This window comes from Curtobacterium sp. VKM Ac-1395 (assembly GCF_015350975.1).
Taxonomy (GTDB): domain Bacteria; phylum Actinomycetota; class Actinomycetes; order Actinomycetales; family Microbacteriaceae; genus Curtobacterium.
Window position 1 is genome coordinate 12,622 of the sequence record NZ_JADKRX010000006.1, and the last position, 20,155, is coordinate 32,776.

Genomic DNA, 20,155 nt, shown 5'->3' on the forward strand with positions numbered 1-20,155 from the left:
CTACACCAGGCAGCGCGGGCCGAGCAGGCTCTTCAGCTCGCCGAACAGGTCCGGGGTCAGGTTCACCGGGAACGGCAGCTCGAAGGTGCGCGCGACGTCGTCCTTGAGCAGCCGGAGCCGCACCTCGGTGTCACCGGTGTGCCGACCGAGGACCGCAGCGAGCTCGGTCACGGTCTCGGTGGTGGCCTGCCGCTCCGGCACCGACAGCGTCAGCGGGCCGGAGCCCATGACGTCGCCGAGGGCCGGCTGGAACATGCTCACCGCGTGCAGCGCCTTGCCGTCGTCACGGACGTTGACCCGACCGCGCAGGACGACGATCGAGTCCGCCACCAGGGACGGCCCGAACTCCTGGTAGGTCTTGCCGAGGAACATGACGCCGATCTCGCCGCCGAAGTCCTCGACCTGGACGATGCCGTACGGGTTGCCGCTCGTCTTCGCCACGCGGTGCTGCACGCTCGTCAGGAGTCCGGCGACCGTGACGGTCTCGCCCTCCACCGAGTCGTCAGCCGCGATCAGGTCGGCGATGGTGATCGACTGGTGCTTCGCGAGCTCGATCTCGAGCCCGGCCAGCGGGTGGTCGGACACGTAGAGCCCGAGCATGTCGCGCTCGAAGGCGAGCTTGTCGCGCTTGGACCACTCCGGGCGCTCGGGCACCTGGGACACCGCGGCGACCGCCGGCTGCTCCTCGGCGACCTCGGCGAAGAGCGAGTCGAAGTCGAAGCCCACGTTGCCGTGGACCTCGTCGCGCTTGATCTTCACCGCGGCCTCGACCGCGCCCTCGTGGATCTCGACGAGCGCGCGGCGGGTGTCGCCGAACTCGTCGAACGCCCCGGCCTTGATGAGCGACTCGACGGTCCGCTTGTTCGCGGACGAGATCGGGATCTTCCGGAGGAAGTCGTGGAAGGAGTCGAAGGCGCCCTTCTCCTGGCGGGCCTTCACGATGTCGTCGACGACGTTGAACCCGACGTTGCGGATCGCGCCCATGCCGAAGCGGATGTCGTTCCCGACGGCGGCGAAGAACCCGATCGACTCGTTGACGTCCGGCGGCATCACCCGGATGCCCATGCGGCGGCACTCGTTCAGGTAGAGCGCCAGCTTGTCGCGGGCGTCACCGACGGACGTCAGCAGCGCAGCCATGTACTCGGCCGGGTAGTGCGCCTTCAGGTACGCCGTCCAGAACGAGACCACGCCGTACGCCGCCGAGTGCGCCTTGTTGAAGGCGTAGTCGGAGAACGGCAGCAGGATGTCCCACAGCGTCTTGATCGCCGCGGCCGAGTACCCGTTGTCCAGCATGCCGCGCTCGAAGCCGGCGTACTGCTTGTCCAGCTCGGACTTCTTCTTCTTGCCCATCGCGCGGCGGAGGATGTCCGCCTGACCGAGCGAGAACCCGGCCACCTTCTGCGCGATGGCCATGACCTGCTCCTGGTAGATGATCAGGCCGTAGGTCCCGCCGAGGATCTCCGCCAGGGGCTCCTCGAGCTCCGGGTGGATCGGCGTGATGGGCTGCTCGCCGTTCTTGCGGAGCGCGTAGTTCGTGTGCGAGTTCGCACCCATGGGGCCCGGACGGTACAGGGCGATGAGCGCGGAGATGTCCTCGAAGTTGTCGGGCTTCATCAGGCGCAGCAGCCCGCGCATCGGCCCGCCATCGAGCTGGAAGACGCCGAGGGTGTCGCCGCGCTGCAGGAGCGCGTAGGCCTCGGCGTCCTCGAGTCCCATGTGCTCGAGGTCGAGGTCGGTGCCGCGGTTGGACTTGATGTTGTCCAGGGCGTCACTGATGATCGTCAGGTTCCGCAGGCCCAGGAAGTCCATCTTGATCAGGCCGAGCGACTCCGATGCCGGGTAGTCGAACTGCGTGACGATCTGGCCGTCCTGCTCCCGCTTCATGATCGGGATGATGTCGATCAGCGGGTCGCTCGACATGATGACGCCGGCGGCGTGCACGCCCCACTGGCGCTTCAGGCCCTCCAGCCCGAGCGCCGTGTCGAACACCGTCTTGGCTTCCGGGTCGGTCTCGACGACCGTGCGGACGTCGACGGCCTCCTTGAACCGCGGGTGCTCCTTGTCGAAGATCCCGGTGAGCGGGATGTCCTTGCCCATCACGGGCGGCGGCATCGCCTTCGTGAGCTTCTCGCCCATGCCGAACGGGAAGCCGAGGACGCGGGAGGAGTCCTTCAGCGCCTGCTTCGCCTTGATCGTGCCGTACGTGACGATCTGCGCGACGCGCTCACTGCCGTACTTGTCGGTGACGTACTTGATCGCCTCACCGCGGCGCCGGTCGTCGAAGTCGACGTCGAAGTCGGGCATCGAGACGCGGTCCGGGTTGAGGAAGCGCTCGAAGATCAGACCGTGCCGGATCGGGTCGAGGTCGGTGATGCGCATGGCGTAGGCGACCATCGAGCCGGCACCGGAACCACGCCCGGGGCCGACGCGGATGCCGTTGTCCTTCGACCAGTTGATGAAGTCGGCGACCACCAGGAAGTACCCCGGGAAGTTCATCTGGTTGATGATGCCGACCTCGTAGTCGGCGCGGTCCTGGACCTCTTTCGAGATGCCGCCCGGGTACCGGTACTGCAGCCCCTTCGCGACCTCTTTCTCGAACCAGGTGTGCTCGGTCTCGCCCTCCGGCACCGGGAACTTCGGCATGTAGTTCGCCGAGGTGTCGAACTCGACGTCGCACCGCTCGGCGATGAGCAGCGTGTTGTCGCAGGCCTCGATGTTGTCGCGGAACAGGTGCCGCATCTGCTGCGGGGTCTTGAGGTAGAACTCGTCGGCGTCGAACTTGAACCGGTTCGGGTCGTTCAGCGTCGAGCCGGACTGCACGCAGAGCAGCGCCGCGTGCGACTTGGCGTCGTGCGAGTGCGTGTAGTGCAGGTCGTTCGTGCCGACGAGCGGCAGGCCGAGGTCCTTGGCCAGGCGGATGAGGTCGCCCATGATCCGGCGCTCGATCTCGAGGCCGTGGTCCATGATCTCGGCGAAGTAGTTCTCCTTGCCGAAGATGTCGCGGAAGTCGGCCGCGGCCTTGATGGCCTCGTCGTACTGGCCGAGGCGCAAGCGCGTCTGGACCTCTCCTGACGGGCAACCGGTGGTCGCGATGATGCCCTCGTGGTGCTCGCTGAGGAGTTCGCGGTCCATGCGGGGCTTGAAGTAGTAGCCCTCCAACGACGCCTTCGACGACAGCCGGAACAGGTTGTGCATGCCCGTCGTGTTCTCGGCGAACATCGTCATGTGCGTGTACGACCCCGCACCGGAGACGTCGTCCCCGCCGCCGTCGCCCCACCGCACACGGGTCTTGTCGGACCGGTGGGTGCCGGGCGTGATGTAGGCCTCTGTCCCGATGATCGGCTTCACGCCGCCGGCCTTGGCGGCCTTCCAGAACTCGAACGCGCCGAACATGTTGCCGTGGTCCGTCACCGCCACGGCCGGCATGCCCTGCGCCGCGGTCTCCGCGACGAGGTCGTTGAGCCTGGCTGCGCCGTCGAGCATCGAGTACTCGCTGTGCACGTGCAGGTGGACGAAGGAGTCGGAACTCGCCACGGGACCTCCGGTCGAACGAACTGCGTGTGGGACGCAGACAGCCTAACCACGGCCGGCGACACCCACGGGCGTGTCGACGGAACCGCCCGCGTGTCAGAGCGACGCGGCCCGGATCCGGTCGAGCGCGAGCCGCAGGTCGTCCGGGTACTCCGCCTGGAACTCCACCCAGTCGCCGGTGCGCGGGTGCGCGAACCCGAGCCGGACGGCGTCGAGCCACTGGCGGGTCAGCCCGAGTTCGGCGGCGAGCACCGGGTCGGCGCCGTACATCGTGTCCCCGACGAGCGGGTGGCGCGTCGCGGCCATGTGCACGCGGATCTGGTGGGTGCGCCCGGTCTCCAGGTGCACCTCGAGGAGCGTCGCCGACCGGAAGGCCTCGAGCGTCTCGTAGTGCGTGACGCTGGGCTTGCCGTCCGAGGTGACCGCGAACTTCCAGTCGCTCGAGGGATGCCGGCCGATCGGCGCGTCGACGGTGCCGGAGGTCGGGTCCGGGTGCCCCTGCGCGAGCGCGTGGTAGACCTTCTCGACCGTGCGCTCCTTGAACGCCCGCTTCAGGTGCGTGTAGGCGAGCTCGGTCTTCGCGACGACCATCAGCCCGGACGTGCCGACGTCGAGCCGGTGCACGATGCCCGCGCGTTCCGCGGCTCCGGAGGTCGCGATGGTGAACCCCGCGGCGGCGAGTCCGCCGGGGACGGTCGGACCGTCCCACCCGGGCGACGGGTGCGCGGCGACGCCGACGGGCTTGTCGACGACGACGATGTCCTCGTCGTCGTGCACGATCGTCATCCCGGGGACGTGCGCCGGGACGATGCGCGGGGCTTCCTTCGGCGTCCACTCGACCTCGAGCCAGGCGTCGCCGTGCAGGCGGTCGGACTTCTCGGCGGTGACGCCGTCGACCCGCACGCCGCCGGCGGCGACGACGTCGGCCGCGAAGGACCGACTGAACCCGAGCAGCTTCGCGAGGGCCGCGTCGACACGCTCACCGGCGAGCCCGTCGGGGACGGGCAGACTGCGGGACTCGGTCACGTCGCGTCGTGCCCGAGCGAGTCGTCGGGACGAGCGGAGGCACGGCGAGCGTCGGCAGCGTCGGTGACGCTCCCCGACTCGGGGACCGCAGCGTCCGTGGCGGACGCGCCGTGGGCCTCCTGGCTGGCCGTGCGCTGCTTGTCCGACACCGTCCTGGTGCCGTCGAGGTTCACCCCGAGGATGACCAGCAGGACGAACACGACCATGCTCACGCAGATGAACGCGTCCGCGATGTTGTAGATCGCGGGCATCATCCACGGCGTGGAGATGAAGTCGACCACGTGGCCCCGCCCGAAGCCCGGCTCACGGAAGAGCCGGTCGAGCAGGTTGCCGAGCGCGCCGCCGAGCAGCATGCCGAGGACGATCGCCCACCACATGGAGCGGATCCGCCGGGCGAAGACGATGATCGCGACGACGACCGCCGCCGAGACGATCGAGAACACCCACGTCATGTTGACCGCGAACGAGAACGCGGCGCCGGGGTTCCGCACGTACAGGAACTGGAGGGCCCGGCCGAGGACCGGCACCACCTGTCCGTAGGGGAGGTGTGCGACGACCAGCGCCTTCACGACCTGGTCGGCTGCCACCACCACGACAGCGGCGAAGGCCAGTGCCGCGATCGCGCGGACACTGACCTTCGCTCGTTGGTCTTGCTGGGACAACGTCAGTTGCCGAAGCCCTGCGCCGATGCCGGCGCGGGCGTGAAGCCGGACTGTTCGGTGCCCGACGGGGTGTCGAGCTCGTTGAGCTGGCCCTGGATGTAGCTCTTCAGCTGGGCGCGGTAGTCGCGCTCGAACGTGCGGAGCTCGTCGATCTTGCCCTCGAGCTGGCGCTGCTCGCCCTCGAGCACCTGCACGCGCTGGCGGTTGGCGTTCTCGGTGTCGGCGATGATCTGGCGCTGCTTCGACTCGGCCTCGGAGACCAGACGTGCTGCCTGGGCCTGACCCTCGGCGATTAGCGCGTCGCGCTTCTCGACACCCTCGCGGACGTGCTCCTCGTGGAGACGACGTGCGAGCGTCAGGAGGTTCGTGGTGCCCTCGGTGTCCTCGTCCGGGTGGACCGTGGTGGTCGGAGCCGCGGCGGCGACCGGCGCCGGCTCGGGAGCGGCGGCGACGGGGGCCGGCTCCGGCTCGGGCTCGGGGGTCGGAGCAGGAGCGGGCTCTGCGGCAGCGGCCGGCTTCGGCGCCGATTCGGCGGCCTGCAGGCGCTGACGGAGCTCCTCGTTCTCCTGGGTCAGGCGACGCAGCTCGACCACGACCTCGTCGAGGAAGTCGTCGACCTCGTCCTGGTCGTAGCCCTCGCGGAACTTGGTCGGCTGGAACCGCTTGTTGACTACGTCTTCCGGCGTCAAAGCCATTGCCGTCACCTCAATAGAACTGCTGAACGTGTGGAACCGGGACGTCCCGCTGTGAATGTACCAGCGGGGCCCTCGGTGCGGATGCCCGCGGAGGCGAGCATCGATCCCGACCACCGTACACCGAGCACGGGCCTGATCCGTGATCGTGGCCGCGGCGCGGCGCGTCTCGGACGAGACAAGGGCCGGGAGGGGTGGGTCAGACTGCGACCGAGATGACCCGGACGACGCTCATCAGGATGATCACGACGAGCATCACGATCGACCAGCCGAAGTCGAGCGCCACGGCTCCCATCCGGAGCGGCGGGAGCGCACGGCGGACGGTCTTGATCGGCGGGTCGGTGAGCGAGTAGACCGCGTTCGCGACCACGAGCATGCCGCCGCGCGGTCGCCACGAGCGGTTGAACGCCTGCACCATGTCCAGCGCGAACCGCCCCCACATGACGAAGAAGTACAGCAGGAGGAGGAAGTACAGGATCGTGAAGATCGAGGACACGGTTCGGCTCGCTCGTCTCGGGTGGTCGGCGTCTGGAGGACGTCGGCCACGGGGCGGGTGGGCCTGGGCGGCGCCCCGCGGTCACGACCGAGGTCGGGACCTGAGGGACGCGACGACTCAGGACTGGGCGAAGAAGGACGCCTCGATGTCGGACTCTACCTCGGGCGCCTCACCGCTCACTGCGACGTGCGCCGGGGAGAGCAGGAAGACCTTGTTCGTGACGCGCTCGATCTTGCCGTAGAGGCCGAGCGACAGGCCGCTCGCGAAGTCGATCATGCGACGCGCGTCGGACTCGGTCATCTGCGAGAGGTTGATGATGACGGGGATCCCGTCGCGGAAGCTCTCGGCGATGGACTGGGCGTCCTTGTACTCGCGCGGGTGGACGGTGAGGATCTCGTTCATTTCCTGGACCGGGGTCGCCTTCTGTGCGGTCGTGTGCGAGCGGCGCAGCGGAGTGACCTGGGCGCCGCGCTGGTGGGTGTGCGGGGCCTTCGCCTCGGGGGCCGCCGCAGCGGGTGCCGCCGCGGGAGCCGCAGCCGCCGGAGCGGGGGTCTCGTGCTGCTGGGCAGCGAGTGCCGTGGACTGCTGCTGCGGCGCGCGCGACTGCGGCTGCGCGCTCTGCGGCTCGTCCTCGTACTCGAGTTCCTCGTCGGCGAGGCCGAGGTAGACCATCGTCTTCTTCAACGGACCGGCCATGGTTCCTCCAGGGGTGTGCGTGCTCGGGGTTGCCCTGTGACGAGGCTAGGGCGCGGCCGGCCGGTTTCCGGTGATTGCCGTCCCGATCCGCAGGTGTGTCGCGCCCTCGGCGATCGCCTCGGCGAAGTCGCCGCTCATCCCGGCGGAGACGTCGGTGGCCGTGGGCACCGTCAGACGCACACGCTCGGAGATCGCCCGGAGCCGCGCGAAGGCGGCTCGGGGCTCCTCGTCGAGGGGCGCGACGGCCATCACGCCGCGCAGGGCGATCGTGCCGGTGGCCAGGACGCGCTCCACCATGGCGTCGACGTCATCGGGCTGCACGCCCCCGCGGCCGGGGTCGTCGGTGAGGTTGACCTGCACGAAGCCGTCGATGACGGGCGGTGCTGGTTCCTCGGTCGTGGGTGCGAAGGCGTCGACGACGGACGCCCGGTCGAGCGACTGCACCACGTGGGCGTAGCGGCGCACCTGACGGGCCTTCTTCGACTGCAACTGCCCGACGAAGTGCCAGGTGAGCCCCAGGTCCGCCAGCTCGGCGGCCTTGGCCTGGGCCTCCTGGTGGCGGTTCTCCCCCACGTCGGTCACGCCGAGTGCGGCGAGCTCGGCGACGAGCGACGCCGGGTGGTACTTCGTGACCACGATGAGCGTCAGGTCGTCGGACGAGCGACCGGCCGCCCTGGCCGCGTCGGCGATGCCGTCGCGGACCGAGGACAGCCGGTCCTGGAGGCTCGGGGAGCCGTCCGTCATGTCGTCTTACTTCAGGAAGTCGGGGACGTCGAGCTCGTCGTCGTCACCGTCGAAGGCGGGGTCCGCGGCGCGCTGCGCCGGCGGCTCGTGCTCCTGCGACGCCCACGAGCGTGCCGGGGCGTCCTGCGGGCCGGTCGAGCTCGAACCGACGGGCACGGTGGCACCGGCGTCCGGGTCGACCCAGCTGGCGCGGCGTTCCTTGACCTGCGACGAGGGCTCTCCGCCGTCGAACCCGGCTGCGATGACCGTGACGCGGACCTCGTCGCCGAGGGTGTCGTCGATCACTGCGCCGAAGATGATGTTCGCCTCGGGGTGGACGGCTTCCTGCACCAGGCGGGCCGCGTCGTTGATCTCGAAGATGCCGAGGTTCGAGCCACCCTGGATCGAGAGCAGCACGCCGTGCGCGCCGTCGATGGAGGCCTCGAGCAGCGGCGATGCGACCGCGAGCTCCGCAGCCTTGATCGCCCGGTCGGCTCCCCGCGAGGACCCGATGCCCATGAGCGCCGAACCGGCACCCTGCATGACGCTCTTCACGTCGGCGAAGTCGAGGTTGATCAGGCCGGGGGTGGTGATCAGGTCGGTGATGCCCTGCACGCCGGCGAGCAGCACCTGGTCGGCGGTCGCGAAGGCCTCGACCATCGAGATGCCCCGGTCGGAGATCTCGAGGAGGCGGTCGTTCGGCACGACGATGAGGGTGTCGACCTCGTCCTTCAGGCCGGCGACGCCGTTCTCGGCCTGCGACTGACGACGCTTGCCCTCGAAGCTGAAGGGCTTCGTGACGACACCGATCGTCAGCGCGCCGATCGACTTGGCGATGCGGGCGACGACGGGCGCACCACCCGTGCCGGTCCCACCGCCCTCACCGGCGGTGACGAAGACCATGTCGGCCCCCGCGAGGGCCTCTTCGATCTCTTCGGCGTGGTCCTCGGCGGCACGACGGCCGACCTCGGGGTCCGCACCGGCGCCGAGGCCGCGGGTGATCTCGCGGCCCACGTCGAGCTTGACGTCGGCGTCGCTGAGCAGGAGCGCCTGGGCGTCGGTGTTGATCGCGATGAACTCGACCCCACGGAGGCCCAGCTCGATCATGCGGTTGACGGCGTTGACGCCGCCGCCGCCGACACCGACGACCTTGATCACGGCGAGGTAGTTGTGGTTCGTGGTCACGTCAGTCCGGCCTCCGGTAGAACCCTCAACCTCTACTTGAAGTTGCGGGGTTGTGCTGCTATGGGTGGTGCTGGCTTCGACGCTACGGGTGCGCTCCGGGCGGTGTCGCCCCGCCACGCCGCGTGTCGTGCAATGCGGTGCCGCACTTTCTCGGCGCGGCGGTCCGAGCTCAGTCCTGGGTGCGGATGATCCCGTTGTCGGGCGCGGACACGTCGTACTCGACCGCCGTGTCCGGGGCGCGGGTGGCATGGTCCTTCACCAGGGCGTCGAGCAGGGCTGCCTTCGCCGCGGACTCGTCAGGGCTCCCCCACACGACGCGCGAGCCGTCCTTCATGGTGAGGGTCACGTCGTCGGCGGTCGACGCCGCGACGCCGGACACCTGCGACCGCACGGCCGACGGCAGCGCCAGGACGACCTCGGTCATCGTGCGGAACACCGAGGAACCGAGCTTCGCGGACCCGACGTCCGCCAGCGGCATCGTGTCCGGGCGCTTCGTCGAGGACTGCACGACGATGCCGGCGGGGTCGACCAGGTCGAAGGACTTCCCGTTCTCCACCGTCACCACGGGGGTGCGCTCGGTCACCGTGACGACGAGCGTGTGCGGCGGCGACTCCTCGGTCACGTAGCTCTCGATGAGCGGGAAGGCGGCGATGTCCCGCTTGATCGCGGCGGAGTCGAGCCGCGCGAGCGGCGTGCCGATCTGGTCGGACAGCGCCCGGCGCAGCTCGGCGTCGTCGACCCGGCTCGTGCCCTTGACCTCGATCCGCTGGAGTGCCATCAGCGGGGAGAACACGGCGACGAGGATCGAGACGCCGAGCACGACGACGATGCCGCCCGTCGTGATCCAGGCGGCGCGCCGGTGCCGGGAGCGGCGGGTGAAGCGACGGACCTCGGCCCGTTCGTGCAGCCGGCGGCGCTTGCGCGCGGCCCTGGCCTCACGCGCGGTCTCGGCAGCGCGGACACCGGCGCCGATGGGCGTGGTCGCGGCGTCGGGCTGTCCGGGACGGGAGGCCGTGCGCAGGTCCACGACGTCCGTCGCGCCCGGCGCGTGGTCGCGGTCGCTGTCGCTGTCGCGGTCGACACGGTCACCGTCAACGTCACCGGCGCGGTCGGCGTCGTCACCCTCGTGCCGCGCGTCTGGGTCGTGGTCGCGCCGCGCGTCGCGGTCGTCGTCCGCGTCGACGACGGTGCCGGTCGCCGTGACGTCGGGCAGGTCCGGCAGCGCTCCGGCCGAGCGTGTGGGGGTGGACGCGACCGTCCAGCGGTCCGTGGCGGACGAGGCGGAGGCGAGCGGGGCCTCCTGGGCGTCCTCGACCCCACGGCGGCCGGTGAGCCGCCCGAGTCGCGGGACCCGGCGCTCGCGTGGTGCGGGTTCGTCGCCCTCGTCGGCGGCGGCGCGCTGCGCCGGACGCTCGTCGAAGCCCTCGGGACGCTTCACCTGGCGCTGGCCCCGTCGGTCTGGTCGGCCGGCGCGTCGCCGAGGGCGGTGAGCACCTGCGGGATGATCCGGTACACGTCGCCGCAGCTCAGCGTCATGATGATGTCGCCGTCGCGGGCGACCGCGGCTGCGCGGGCCGAGGCCTCGGCCCAGTCGGGCAGGTAGTCGACGTGGGTCTGGTCGTGGAAGCGCTCCTGCACCAGGGCGCCGGTGACGCCGGGCTCCGGGTCCTCGCGGGCGCCGTAGACGTCGAGGACGACCGTGTGGTCGGCGAGCTGCTCGTAGACCGCGGCGAAGTCCCCGGCCATCATCCGGGTGCGCGAGTACAGGTGCGGCTGGTGGATCGCGATGATCCGGCCGTCGCCGACGACGTTCCGCGCGGCGCGCAGGGCTGCCGCGACCTCGGTCGGGTGGTGGGCGTAGTCGTCGTACACCGACACGCCGCGCTCGACGCCGTGCAGCTCGAAGCGGCGCTCGGTGCCGCCGAAGGCCTCGATGCCGCGGACCGCGTCGGCCGGGGACACCCCGAGCCCGACGAGCACGGCGAAGGCACCGACGGCGTTGACCGCGTTGTGGCGCCCGGGGACGCGGAGCGTGAGGTGGTGGGACTCCCCCGCCGCGCGGAAGTCGACCTCGACGCCGGCCGACTCGACGATGCGCTCGATGCGGACGTCCGCGTCGGCGGCCTCGCCGAACGTGACGACCTCGGGCGCGTGCTCGAGGGCGCGGACCCCGGCGGTGACGCGCTTCGCACCGGCGTCGTCGCTGGAGACGACGATGCGCTCGCGGGCCTTCGCCGCGAACTCGACGAAGGCGTCGATGAACGCGTCCTCGCTGCCGTAGTGGTCGAGGTGGTCCGCGTCGACGTTCGTGATGAGCGCCACTGCGACGTCGTAGAGCAGGAAGGAGCCGTCGGACTCGTCGGCCTCCACCACGAACAGGTCGCTCGTGCCCGGCGCTGAGCTCGTGCCGAGGGACTGGATGACGCCACCGTTGACGAAGCTCGGGTCGAGGCCGAGCTCGACCATCGCCGTGACGATCATGCCGGTGGACGTGGTCTTGCCGTGGGCCCCCGCGACCGCGACCAGGCGGTGCTGGGCGATGAGGGCGGCGAGGGCCTGGGAGCGGTGCAGGACCGGCAGCCCGCGGCGCTGGGCCTCGAGGAGCTCGGGGTTGTCCGGCCAGAGGGCGCTGGTGACGACGACGGTGTCCGCGGCGCCGACGTTGGACGCGTCGTGGCCGATGTGCACCTCGGCGCCGAGCTCGCGCATCCGCCCGGTCGTCGCGGTCTCGCGGGAGTCGCTGCCCGTGACACGGTGCCCGGCGGCGAGGAACATCCGCGCGATCCCGCTCATGCCGGAGCCGCCGATGCCGACGAAGTGGACCGTGCCGAGGTCGTCCGGGATCGGCTGGGTCAGGTCCGGCTTGATGGTCATGGTTCCTCCGTGCTGCTGCCGTGCGTGGTGCTGTCGTGCGTCGAGTCGCCGTGCCTGGTGCTGTCGTGCGTCGTGCTGTCGTGCGTCGCGCCGCCGTGCGAGCGGGGGCTGGTGCCCGTGGCGGCCGCCCGTCCGGCGTCGAGGACCAGGTCGGTCATCCGGTCGGCACCGTCGCGGTGGCCGACGCTGCCCGCACGCATCGCCATGTCGGCGATCCGCGCGCGGTCCTGCAGGAGCGTCAGGAGCTGGAACGTCACCCAGTCCTGGTCGAACTCCTGGTCGGCGACGAGCACCGCACCCCCCGCCTCGACGACGTCGCGGGCGTTGTGCCGCTGCTCGCCGTTGCCGACAGGGTACGGCACCAGGACGCTCGGCAGCCCGACGGCCGCGAGCTCGCACACCATGCCGGCACCGGCTCGCGACACCACGAAGTCCGAGGCGGCGTACGCCAGGTCCATCCGGTCGCAGTACGGCAGGACGGTGTACCCGTCGAGGTCGCTCGGGCCTATGTCGGACTTGCCGCCGACGACGTGCAGCACCTGCCACCCGGCGCCGACGATGGACGCCGCCGAGCGGTTCACGGTGCGGTTGATGCTCCGGGCACCGGAGGACCCACCCGTCACGAGCAGCACGGGTCGGTCCGGGTCGAGCCCGAACTCGGCGAGGCCCTCTGCCCGGCGCGCACGACGGTCGAGGTCCTCGACCTCACGGCGGAGCGGCATCCCGACCAGGCGGGAGTGGCGCAGCCGGGTGTTCGAGAAGGTCACCCCCACGTGGTGCGTCAGGAACGCCGCGAGCCGGTTCGCCAGGCCCGGCTTGGCGTTCTGCTCGTGCACGACGATCGGGGTGCCGGTGCGCTTCGCCGCGATGTACGCCGGAGCGGCCGCGTAGCCGCCGACCCCGAGGACGACCTCGACGTCGTGCTCGCGGATGAGCTGTTCCGTCCGTCGCACCGCTCGCCAGAAGGCACCGGGGAAGCGCAGCGCCGCGGCGTTGGGCTTGCGCGGGAACGGCAGCCGCGGGATGGTCAGGAGCTCGTAGCCGCGCATCGGCACCAGGCGGGACTCGAGGCCCTCCGCCGTGCCGAGCACGAGGACGCGGTCCTCCGGGGAACGCTCGGTCAGCCGGTCGGCGACGGCGAGCAGGGGGTTCACGTGGCCGGCGGTGCCCCCGCCGGCGAAGAGGTAGGTGCTCACCGCACGCTCCCGTTCCTGGTGCGGACGTCGTGGACGTCGTGGGCGCGGGACAGCGCGTTCTTCCCGGGGATCTCCCGCGCGAAGGACAGGACGACGCCGATCGCGACGAGCGTCATGATGAGCGCGGACCCGCCCGCGGAGATGAGCGGGAGTGGGACACCGAGCACCGGCAGCAGGCCGAGGACCACCGCGATGTTGACGAGTGCCTGCCCGATCACCCAGGCGAGCACGCCGCCGGTGACGGTCCGGACGAAGGGGTCGTCCGACAGGCGGATGACCTTGATCATGCTGATGGCGAGCACCACGAAGAGCGCCAGCACGACGACGCAGCCGATGAGCCCGAGCTCCTCGCCGACGATCGCGAAGATGTAGTCGTTGTCGGCCTCGGGCAACCAGGACCACTTCGCCTTGGAGTTGCCGAGCCCGACGCCGAACACCCCGCCGGACGCCAGCGCCCACATGCCGTGCACGGGCTGCCAGCAGATGTCCTGCGCCTGGTTCGAGTCGGTGCACCCGGAGAGCCAGGCGCTGATGCGGACCTGCCGGGAGCTCGACGCCATCGTGACGACGGGCAGCAGGACCGCGATCGCCGCGATGCCGACCGCCAGGTGTCGCAGCCGCACACCGCCGACGAACAGGCTGCCGAAGACCAGGATCACCATGATCATCGCGGTGCCCTGGTCGCCGCCGAGCAGGACGAGGCCGATGGAGACCGCGGTGGCCAGGCCGACCGGGATGAAGACCTCGCGCCAGTCGTGCAGCTTCTCGCGCTTGCGGAACAGCACCGCGCCGATGCCCAGCACGAGTGCGAGCTTGAGGAACTCGGACGGCTGCGCGGTGATCCCGCCGAAGCCGATCCAGTTGCGATTGCCCTGGACGTCGATGCCGATCGGGGTGAACACGAGCAGCTGGAGCACCAGGCCGGCCCCGACGATGCGCATGGCCCAGCGGCGCCAGAACTCGGCGGGGAACCGGCTCACCACGAGCATGAGCGGCACGCCGATGAGCGCGTAGAGGCCCTGCTTGGCGAAGGCGCCGAAGAAGCCGTGCTTGTACCGGTACTCCTCGACGCTCGAGGACGAGAGCACCATCACGACGCCGAACACGACGAGGAACAGCGTCACGCCGAGGATCGCGTAGAAGCTGCTCGACTCGGCCACGAAGACGTTCCGGACCGCGACGACGGCACCGTTCGCCCGGCGTCCGGCAGCAGAGCGGCTCGAGGTCGTGCCGGGCCGCCCGGCCGTGGTCGTCGTGCGCGCCGTCGCTGTGCGCGCGGTCGCTGCTCTGGCCGTCGCCGTGTTGGCCTCCGCTCGGCCGCTACGGCCGTTCGCCGGAAGATCCGTCGGTGTCGCCATCGGCGTCGCCTCCCAGGTGCTCGTGGACCGCCGCCGCGAAGCGCTCGCCCCGGTCGGCGTACGAGCCGAACTGGTCGAACGACGCGGCAGCCGGGGCGAGGAGGACCGTGTCGCCCGACCTCGCGATCGACGCGGCATGTCGGACCGCCTCGGGCATGACCTGATCAGTGTCCGTTGCTTCGACCTGCAGGACCGGCACCGTCGGCGCGTGTCGCGCGAATGCCTCCACGACCGGGCTGCGATCCGCGCCGATGACCACGACGCCGCGGGCTCCGGGGCCGAACTCCTCGACGAGGGCCTCGACGTCGACGCCCTTGAAGAGGCCACCGACGATCCAGACGACCGAGGGGAACGCCGACAGCGACGCAGTCGCGGCGTGCGGGTTCGTCGCCTTGGAGTCGTCGACCCAGGCGATGCCGTTCGCGGTGGCCACGTGCTCGGTGCGGTGGTGGTCGGCGCGGAAGGCCCGGACCGCGCGCTGGATGGCCGAGGGACGGACCGTGCCGGCGCGTGCGAGGGCCGCGGCGGCGAGCACGTTCATGGCCATGTGCGGGCTTGCGAGCCCGGCGGCCTCGAGGTCCTCGTGCGTGGCGAGCTCGAGCGCGCTGCTGCGGCGGTCCTCGACGAAGGCGCGGTCGCACAGGACGTCGTCGACGATCCCGACGTCGCCGGCAGCCGGGACGCCCGGCGTGAACCCGACGGCACGGCAGCCCTCGACCACGTCGGCTTCCTCGACCATGCGGCGGGTCGCCTCGTCGGTGACGTTGTAGACGCAGGCCAGCACGGTGCGCTCGTACACCTTGGCCTTGGCCGCGCGGTAGGCCTCCGCGGAGCCGTGCCACTCGAGGTGGTCGTCGGCGATGTTGAGGCAGACCGAGGCCAGGGGCACGACCGCGCCGTCCCCGGAGTCCGCCATGTAGTGCAGCTGGTGGCTGGAGAGCTCGACGACCAGGACGTCGAAGCCCTCGGGGTCGCGCACGACGTCGAGGACGGGGACACCGATGTTGCCGCAGGCCACGGCCCGCAGGCCCTCTTCCTGGTACATCGCGGTGGTGAGCTGCGTCGTCGTGGTCTTGCCGTTCGTGCCGGTGATCGTCACCCACGGGGCGGCGACCGGGCCGCGGACGACCTTGTCGCGCACACGCCAGGCGAGCTCGACGTCCCCCCACACCGTGCTGTGCTCGGTGGCCCAGCGGACGGTCGCGTTGTGCGGCGGCAGCCCGGGCGACACGACGACCAGGTCGGGTGCCTGGCGCTCCAGGTCCGCGGGCACGGCATCGAGCGGCGTCTGCACGAACCGGGCGCCGATCACCGCGAGCAGCTCGACGCTGTCCGCGGGGGCGTCGGTCGAGTAGACGGTGACGGTGCTGCCGAGCTCCACCAGGGTGTCGGCGACCGAGAACCCGGTGGCCCCGAGACCGAGCACGGCCACGCCGAGGCCCTTCCAGCCCTCGGACCACCAGCTGTCGAGCCCGTCGAGACGATCAACCAACGCGTGCGATCCATTCCAGGTAGAAGAGTCCGACACCGGCGGCGACGCAGAGTCCGGCGATGATCCAGAACCGCACGACCACCGTCACCTCGGCCCACCCCTTGAGTTCGAAGTGGTGGTGGAGCGGGCTCATCCGGAAGATGCGCTTCCCGTGGGTGATCTTGAAGTACGCGCGCTGCAGGATGACCGAGCCGGTGACGATGAAGAACAGGCCACCGATGAGGATGAGCAGCAGCTCGGTGCGGCTGAGGATCGCGAGACCCGCCAGCGCGCCGCCGAGGCCGAGCGAACCGGTGTCGCCGAGGAAGATCTGTGCCGGCGACGTGTTGTACCAGAGGAAGCCGATCAGGCCACCGCAGACCGCGGCCGCGACGACGGCGAGGTCGAGCGGGTTCGTCACGGTGTAGCAGGCGTGCTCGGTGCTCGCGTCGAGCCGGGCGCCCCCGCAGATCTGGTTCGACTGCCAGAAGCCGATGATCACGTACGACCCGATCGCCAGGATGCTCGACCCGGTCGCGAGGCCGTCGAGGCCGTCCGCCACGTTGACGCCGTTCGACGTCGACACCGTGAGCAGGACGATCCAGGCGAGGAACAGGATGGTGCCGATGACCGTGCCGAGGGCCATGAAGTCGAGCCACGGGATGTCCCGGATCGCCGAGATCATGGTGGATGCGGGCGGCTTGCCCGTCGAGCTCGGCACCACGAGTGCGACGGTCGCGAAGATGACGCCGACGATGACCTGGCCGAGGATCTTCGCCCACCCGCCGAGCCCGAGGCTCCGCTGGCGACGTACCTTGAGGAAGTCGTCGACGAACCCGACCAGGCCGAGCCCGACCATCAGGAACAGCACGAGCATGCCCGAGAGCGTGACGGAGTCCCGCCCGACCAGGTGCCCGACGAAGTAGCCGATCACCGTGCCGAGGATGAGCACGATGCCGCCCATCGTCGCGGTGCCGCGTTTGGTGTGGTGCGACTGCGGACCGTCGTCACGGATGAACTGGCCCCACCCGAGACGGTGGAACAGCCGGATGAACAGGGGCGTGAGCAGGAGTGTGAACACCAGCGACACGGCGCCGGCGATCAGGAGGGCGATCATGCGGGGACACCTCCGAGGCGGTCGCCGAGGAACCGCAGCCCGGCCGACTTCGAGGACTTGACGAGGACGACGTCGCCGGGGCGGACCATCTCCTGCAGGGTCTGGACGGCGTCGTCGACGTCCTCGATGAACACGGACTCGCCGTCCCACGATCCCTCGAGGGTGGCGGCCTGGTGGATCGCCATCGCGCCGCGGCCGACGACCACGAGCTGGCCGATCCCGAGCCGGACGACGAGGCGACCGATGGTGTCGTGCTCCTCCACCGAGAACTCGCCGAGCTCGGCCATCTCGCCGAGGACCGCGATGGTGCGCTCCCCCGGTCGGACGACCTGCACGAGCGTGCGGAGGGCAGCGGCGGTGGAGTCGGGTGAGGCGTTGTAGGCGTCGTTGATGACGGTGACGCCCTCTGGCCCGCCCTGGAGCAGCTCCATGCGCCAGCGCTCTGCCCGCGTCATGGACGCGAGCGCGGCGGCGCCGTCGGCGAGCGGGACGCCCCAGCGGTGGGCGACGGCCAGGGCGGCCGTCGCGTTCATCGCGTGGTGCTCGCCCAGGATGGCGAGGCGGACGTCGACGGTCTCGGGGACCTGCTCCGAGCCTCCCGGCTGGTCCTGGTCCTGGTCCTGGTCCTGTCGGCCGGGAGGCGCGGTGAGCGTGAAGCGCGTGCCGTCACGGTCCGTGGACACACCGGTCAGGCGGTAGTCGGCGTCATCGGACGTGCCGAAGCCCACGACGTGGGCGGCCGTGAGGCCGCGCATCGCCGCCACCCGGTCGTCGTCGACGTTCAGCAGGGCGGTCGCGGAGGCCGGCAGGTCGGTGACCATCTCGGACTTCGCGCGCTGCGTGGCCTCGATGCCGCCGAACTCGCCGGCGTGCGCGAGGCCCACCTTGAGGACGACGCCCGTGTCGGGCTCGGCTACGTGTACGAGCTTCGCGATGTGGCCGATGCCGCTGGCGCCCATCTCGACGACGAGGTACCGGGTGTCGTGGGTGACGCGGAGCATCGAGATCGGTGCGCCGACGTGGTTGTTGAAGGAGCCCTCGGGTGCGACGGTCTCACCGTGTTCGGCGAGGATCGTCCGCAGCATGTTCTTCGTGCTTGTCTTGCCGTTCGAGCCGGTGATGCCGACCACGCGCAGCCCGGCGGCACGGCCGTGCTCGTCGGTCCGGTCGGCGCTGGACGCACGGACGCGGGCGACGACCTCGTGCGCGAGCGCGGCGAGGGCGGCGTAGCCGTCGGCCACGACGACCTGCGCGGTGGCGCTGCCGTCGGGCAGGTCGGTGGCGCGCTCGGTGACGACCAGGGCGGCACCCGCGTCGGCCGCGGACGGCACGAAGCGGTGGCCGTCGGTCTCCTCACCGAGGAGCGCGAAGAAGACGCTGCCGGGGCCGACCAGGCGGGAGTCGGTCTCCACGGAGCCGTCGACGATCGTGTCGGCGGCACCGCGGACCAGCTCGCCGTCGACCGCTGCTGCGATCTCGGCGAGGGACATGGCGATCATCGCGTTTCCTCCACCGGGCCGGCGTTCGGCTCCCAGCCGGCCTCGCGGAGGGCCGCACGGGCCTCGTCGCGGGCGGAGTACGGCGTCCTGACGCCCTGGATGTCGCGGTAGTCCTGGTGTCCGGGCCCGGCCCAGAGGATCGAGTCCCCCTCGCCGACCAGTGCCACGGCGGCGCGGATCGCGGCCTCCGGGGGGCTGACCTCGTGGATCTCGTGGTCCGGGAAGGCCGCACGGGCGGCGTCGACCAGCGTGGTCCGGATCGAGGCGGCGTCCTCGAAGCGCGGGTGGTGGTCGGTCACGACGAGGATGTCGGAGCCCTCGGCGGCGACGCGGGCCATGTCGCCGCGCTTGGTCGTGTCGCGGTCGCCGTCGGCGCCGAAGAGCATGACGACCTTGCCCGGCGTGAACTGCCGGACGGCGGCCAGGGTGTTGAGGAAGGCGTCGGGGCTGTGGCCGAAGTCGACGTACACGCTCGGACCGTGCTCGCCGGAGACGCGCTCGGTGCGGCCGGGCAGGTAGCACTCGATGGCGCTGACGCGCTGGCCGTCGGTCTCGTCGGGGTAGCGGCGGTGGCCCGACTCGAGCGCCTGCGCGACGGCTCCGAGCTCGAAGCCGCCCTCGACGAGCATGACGATCGCCAGCGCGGCGTTCGCGGCCATGTGCCAGCCGATGAGCGGCACGCGGGTGGTGAGCTCGCGGCCCTCGGGTCCGGTGAGGCGGAACTCGGTGTACGCGGCCTGGGCGTCGGTGATGTCGACGTGCCACTCGGCCTCGACCTCGGGGTGCACCGTGATGGTCGTCACCGGGATGCGGGAGTCCTGCACGACGCGGTGGCCCCAGTCGGTGTCGAGCGAGACGACGCCGCGGCGACCGTGCTCCGGCTCGAACAGCGGGAGCTTCGCGCGGTAGTACTCCTCCATGTCGGCGTAGTCGTCGAGGTGGTCGTGGCTGAGGTTCGTGAACGCCACGACGTCGAAGACGATGCCGTCGACCCGGTGGCGGCTGAGGGCCTGCGCACTCACCTCGACGGCGACCGCGCGCACCTCGCTCTCGCGCATCCGGGCGAGGAGGGCGTGCATCTCGCTGGCCTCTGGTGTGGTCAGGCGGCTCGTCACGCTGAGCGAGCCGATGTGGCGCTCCGCGGTCGAGCTCAGGCCGGTGACCAGGCCGAGCTGCTTGAGGATGCCCTCGAGGATGTAGGAGGTGCTCGTCTTGCCGTTCGTCCCGGTCACGGCGAAGAGCTGCGGGAGGTCCTCGGCCTCGTCCGGGTGCGTGCGGTAGACCCAGGCGGCCACGTCACCGAGGGCCGCGCGGGGGTCGTCGACGACGAGCACGGGCAGACCGGCCGGCTCGGCCAGGGCGACACCGTCGGCGTCGGTCAGCACCGCGACGGCACCGCGCTCGGCGGCGTCGGCGGCGAACTGCGCGCCGTGCCGGTTCGCACCGTGCACGCCGACGAACAGGTCACCCGGCTGCACCTCGGCGGCGCTCAGCGTGACGCCGGTCGTCTCGACGCCGTCGAGCGAACCGACGACGCGGAGCCCGAAGGCGTTCGCGAGTTCGGCCACGGCCCTCGGGGTCGGGTGTTCGGGCCGGAGGACCGGGGGGATCCGTGCGGACAAGTGCTCC

Annotated in this window: 16 protein-coding genes; all 16 read right to left on the bottom strand. The window is 70.9% G+C overall.

All coding sequences use genetic code 11. The features are described 5' to 3' along the window. The 16 genes from dnaE to ITJ68_RS15630 all read right to left on the bottom strand — a co-directional run bounded on the left by dnaE (position 1) and on the right by ITJ68_RS15630 (position 20,148). The gene (dnaE, locus tag ITJ68_RS15555) at positions 1 to 3,483 is read right to left on the bottom strand and encodes a DNA polymerase III subunit alpha (protein ID WP_416354656.1); all 3,483 of its coding nucleotides are present in this window, start codon (positions 3,481 to 3,483) and stop codon (positions 1 to 3) included. Positions 3,484 to 3,627: 144 nt separating this feature from the next. After that, positions 3,628 to 4,557 (bottom strand): RluA family pseudouridine synthase, encoded by a 930-nt coding sequence (locus tag ITJ68_RS15560; RefSeq protein ID WP_194662527.1) that lies wholly within the window; start codon positions 4,555 to 4,557, stop codon positions 3,628 to 3,630. Beyond that, the gene (gene lspA, locus ITJ68_RS15565) at positions 4,554 to 5,219 is read right to left on the bottom strand and encodes a signal peptidase II (RefSeq protein ID WP_228505828.1); all 666 of its coding nucleotides are present in this window, start codon (positions 5,217 to 5,219) and stop codon (positions 4,554 to 4,556) included. Before lspA ends, ITJ68_RS15560 begins: the two co-directional genes overlap by 4 nt. Positions 5,220 to 5,221: 2 nt before the next feature. Then, complete coding sequence (locus ITJ68_RS15570) at positions 5,222 to 5,914, bottom strand: DivIVA domain-containing protein (protein ID WP_194662528.1); 693 nt, start codon at positions 5,912 to 5,914, stop codon at positions 5,222 to 5,224. Between the two features lie 196 nt (positions 5,915 to 6,110). Continuing rightward, positions 6,111 to 6,407 (bottom strand): YggT family protein, encoded by a 297-nt coding sequence (locus tag ITJ68_RS15575; protein ID WP_268097006.1) that lies wholly within the window; start codon positions 6,405 to 6,407, stop codon positions 6,111 to 6,113. Between the two features lie 117 nt (positions 6,408 to 6,524). Beyond that, a complete protein-coding gene (locus ITJ68_RS15580; RefSeq protein ID WP_194662529.1) occupies positions 6,525 to 7,103 on the bottom strand; it encodes a cell division protein SepF in 579 nt (192 codons plus the stop codon). A 45-nt stretch (positions 7,104 to 7,148) separates the two neighbouring features. After that, complete coding sequence (locus ITJ68_RS15585) at positions 7,149 to 7,847, bottom strand: YggS family pyridoxal phosphate-dependent enzyme (RefSeq protein WP_194662530.1); 699 nt, start codon at positions 7,845 to 7,847, stop codon at positions 7,149 to 7,151. A 6-nt stretch (positions 7,848 to 7,853) separates the two neighbouring features. Next, positions 7,854 to 9,011 carry a cell division protein FtsZ gene (ftsZ, locus tag ITJ68_RS15590; protein WP_194662532.1) on the bottom strand — a complete coding sequence of 386 codons (1,158 nt, stop codon included), beginning with the start codon at positions 9,009 to 9,011 and terminating at the stop codon, positions 7,854 to 7,856. Positions 9,012 to 9,180: 169 nt separating this feature from the next. Then, on the bottom strand, positions 9,181 to 10,449 hold the full coding sequence (locus ITJ68_RS19650; RefSeq protein WP_323743345.1) for an FtsQ-type POTRA domain-containing protein: 1,269 nt from the start codon (positions 10,447 to 10,449) through the stop codon (positions 9,181 to 9,183). Continuing rightward, the gene (gene murC, locus ITJ68_RS15600) at positions 10,446 to 11,885 is read right to left on the bottom strand and encodes a UDP-N-acetylmuramate--L-alanine ligase (RefSeq protein WP_194662534.1); all 1,440 of its coding nucleotides are present in this window, start codon (positions 11,883 to 11,885) and stop codon (positions 10,446 to 10,448) included. The genes ITJ68_RS19650 and murC overlap by 4 nt, the downstream gene beginning before the upstream one ends. Next, positions 11,882 to 13,081 carry a UDP-N-acetylglucosamine--N-acetylmuramyl-(pentapeptide) pyrophosphoryl-undecaprenol N-acetylglucosamine transferase gene (locus tag ITJ68_RS15605; protein WP_194662536.1) on the bottom strand — a complete coding sequence of 400 codons (1,200 nt, stop codon included), beginning with the start codon at positions 13,079 to 13,081 and terminating at the stop codon, positions 11,882 to 11,884. The genes murC and ITJ68_RS15605 overlap by 4 nt, the downstream gene beginning before the upstream one ends. After that, complete coding sequence (ftsW, locus tag ITJ68_RS15610) at positions 13,078 to 14,439, bottom strand: putative lipid II flippase FtsW (RefSeq protein ID WP_194662538.1); 1,362 nt, start codon at positions 14,437 to 14,439, stop codon at positions 13,078 to 13,080. Before ftsW ends, ITJ68_RS15605 begins: the two co-directional genes overlap by 4 nt. Further along, entirely contained in the window at positions 14,402 to 15,931 is a 1,530-nt protein-coding gene (gene murD, locus ITJ68_RS15615) for a UDP-N-acetylmuramoyl-L-alanine--D-glutamate ligase (RefSeq protein WP_228505830.1), read from the bottom strand. Before murD ends, ftsW begins: the two co-directional genes overlap by 38 nt. Beyond that, positions 15,924 to 17,027 carry a phospho-N-acetylmuramoyl-pentapeptide-transferase gene (mraY, locus tag ITJ68_RS15620; protein WP_194662543.1) on the bottom strand — a complete coding sequence of 368 codons (1,104 nt, stop codon included), beginning with the start codon at positions 17,025 to 17,027 and terminating at the stop codon, positions 15,924 to 15,926. Before mraY ends, murD begins: the two co-directional genes overlap by 8 nt. Continuing rightward, complete coding sequence (locus ITJ68_RS15625) at positions 17,024 to 18,526, bottom strand: UDP-N-acetylmuramoyl-tripeptide--D-alanyl-D-alanine ligase (protein ID WP_194662545.1); 1,503 nt, start codon at positions 18,524 to 18,526, stop codon at positions 17,024 to 17,026. Before ITJ68_RS15625 ends, mraY begins: the two co-directional genes overlap by 4 nt. Next, entirely contained in the window at positions 18,523 to 20,148 is a 1,626-nt protein-coding gene (locus ITJ68_RS15630; protein WP_194662547.1) for a Mur ligase family protein, read from the bottom strand. Before ITJ68_RS15630 ends, ITJ68_RS15625 begins: the two co-directional genes overlap by 4 nt. Between the last annotated feature and the right edge of the window lie 7 nt (positions 20,149 to 20,155).